The organism is Synechococcus sp. MU1655, from assembly GCF_023630655.1.
Classification (GTDB): Bacteria; Cyanobacteriota; Cyanobacteriia; order PCC-6307; family Cyanobiaceae; genus Synechococcus_C.
The window spans coordinates 1-2729 of record NZ_JAKUHK010000255.1 but is presented as its reverse complement, the minus strand read 5'-3'; the positions used below and the strand labels follow the sequence as shown (position 1 = coordinate 2729).

General features: G+C 52.6%; 2 protein-coding genes. Both read right to left on the bottom strand.

Annotated features, from left to right (window positions below):
• Nucleotides 1–420 precede the first annotated feature (420 nt).
• Nucleotides 421–711, bottom strand: a complete 291-nt coding sequence (locus NCN04_RS10270) for a hypothetical protein (RefSeq protein ID WP_250396035.1) — start codon at nucleotides 709–711, stop codon at nucleotides 421–423.
• 636 nt (nucleotides 712–1347) lie between these two features.
• On the bottom strand, nucleotides 1348–2729 hold a 1382-nt coding region (locus NCN04_RS10265), incomplete at its 5' end, for an urea transporter (protein ID WP_250396034.1).

The following is a 2729-nucleotide window of genomic DNA, read 5'->3' as shown; positions in this document are numbered from 1 at the left end:
GCCACTGAGCTTCTGCCGATGGTTGCGTTAACCATGCCGCTGCGATCATCACAAGTGAAGCAGCAGAGATTGAGACCAGGCGTTTCATCGTTTGTGGTGGGTTGGTGATTCTTCTGCTAATGGCTCAGTGTTAATGGAACACTCTGGTTCCTTCATCCCCTGAATGGGGGAATCTCGGATGGTTTGTGCTTTGAGAATGCTTTGAAGAGACACTCCAGGCGAATTTGTTTTGTACCGGGAAAGCTCCACGGCCGAACTAAATGTCTATCCGCTGCAGTCCAAGTGCTCCCTTTGGTGAATGCAAGCATGTTTGGAGTGGTGACACGTCCTATGGCAGGGTCATAGGCCTTAAGCGTTGTGGACCCACTAATTCTTATCTCTTCGAGCTTCCTTGTCGTGATGTTTGGACAGCACGTGAAGCTAATAGCGGAATCGCTTTACTATTTGAAATCTGCCTTCCTTCCCTTCTTTGTTTTTCCAGGTTCCATCCTCCATTTTATGATTTTTGTAACCTAGGAATTCATTCTCTTTTTTGTTTTGCTGGCACCAGCGTGAGCCATAAGTTTTATTCACCTGCTCCGCTTCATACCCAATGATTACTTTCTGGCTTTCCCATTCAGCGCACGCATTTTCTGCCTGCTTAGGCGATGAATAGGTCGTCGAACAACCGACTAAGCCTAATAGCAGTAGTAATGGCGCGAAGTGTCTCATCATTGCTGCATTGCTATAAATAGTCTAGCTTGCTTTTGAAGTCTGCATCAACATTCTTTCCTGTAAGACTGCCTTTGATCCTTATCAGCCGCCTTGTAATTTGCTTTAACCTACGATGGCTTTATTTGAAGGGTATCAAATAATAACGAGAATGTTTGACTGTTGGCGCGTTAAACTTGGATGGGAAGGCAAGTACTCAACGAGTCAACGTGGATGCCGTGCAATGAGGCGTGAACTGGCTGATGCCCACTTTCGCCTCCAGTGACTACTTAATTCACTTCATTCGCATCATTAGAAGTGACATGGCAACGCCTAATCACAGTTTCTCTTAGAAATCTGATTGCAGCCCTAAGGAAGTTCTATGGCCACTTGTTATCGAGCAACGGTGTCATCCATCCAGATGGCGACTAATTGAGAAGCCTTGCATGAGCACCTGACGAAAGCTGTTTCTGTTGAGTCGCCCCCTTATTGAAGCGGTGCATCAATCGATCGTTTTTCAAGGTATAGATGGCGTTGACCTCTCGTGGAGCGAAGTCGCTATCCCCAGCGCAAGGGTTTGCAACGCAGGGCAATGTTATGGAGTGCGGTGAGGCGGCAGGGATTCTGATGGAGAAGACACTTGAGCCTGACCATTGCTTAGCTCAATAACAAGCGATCCACGAAATCGTGCCAGCTAAGGCTTTGTTGCTGGTTTCGGAACACCAACGCTTGTTCCCCGGCGGTGAGCGGCGCTTGGCCGATGCTCTTCAGCAGTCGAGCTAATTCATCTTGATCGAGACGATCGTTGCCATTGGCATCGACGGGCATTAAGTACAGCAGCAACCGCTCCTCTCCCTCTCGGAGTCGTTGCAAGCGTTGGATGAGCTTGCTGAATTCAGCGGAGTCGATATGGCCATCGCCATTGAGATCCATGGAAGCCATCGTTGCCAACAATTGATTGTTCAGGGATGACGTTCGGCGCAGATGGGTTTTATTGCTGCCACCTCCTGACACCAGCGCATTGCGAAGCTCGTTAAGGCTGAGATGGCCATCACGATTTTGGTCGAGCTGATCGAATAGATGTTGCATCTGGCTATTCAGCTGGATTTGTGGCTGTTCTCTCTCGACGAGGGGGTCCATGCCGATCAGCCTCTGTCGCAGGTTTCGACGGAAGGAGCCCAGCAGTTCACTTGCCACGAGAAACCGTTTGCGGTGTTCCTCAGGGGTGACGACTGCATGTAGGGCAACAGGAATCAGTGCAGGCAGTGTTCGGCCAGCCAGACGCTGCATCATCCAAGTTGTGATCACGAAGCTCAGGGTGAGAGCTGGAAGGTTGCCCATCAACCTCCCCTGTAGCGCCTGTAGCAGGCTGGCAAGCCCTGCTCCCAGGAGAGCTATGACCAGGGTTCTGCGTCCGGGCACGTGGAAGATTCCGCCGAGGGCGATCGCAACCAAAACGCCGTTGTAACCCCATAGTCCTTGGGCGACAGCAGCGGTGTCAGTACCGCTTGCCAAGGCGGTCAACATTCCCGCCAGGGCGCCGCACGCTCCGAGCGCGGCGGCGATGGGGCTTGCGATAGCAACGGCAAGGAGTACGAGCCATCCGCTGACAAGGTCGGAGCAGAGAAAGACTTGTCCGAAGCTGTGGGGAAGTCCGATAACCAACACCTGAGCTGCAGTAGGGGAAGCAGCCACTTTCACCGTCTCGATGGTGTCTGGCATTCGAGGGCTCACCAATGCCACAAGTCCCCAGGTGATCAGGCAGAACGGCAGGGTGAGTGCCGGCGGGTCTCCGCGGCGATGAAAGCGGCGACGCCACAGTTCGAGCATCAGCGTTGTGAGTCCGCCTCCGAACGCCACTAACACCGCGATCAGCCCGGCATCTTTCACTGAGCTGGAGTCTGAGAGCACTGCCGCGGCACATCCCACAAGTGCACCGTTGAAGCCGTGGATTCCCTGATCGCGCAGGCTTTGGCCAAGATTCAGCAGCTTGGAAACGGCGTTTGCTGCAGCCATCCCCAACACAGCCAAGAGAGCCA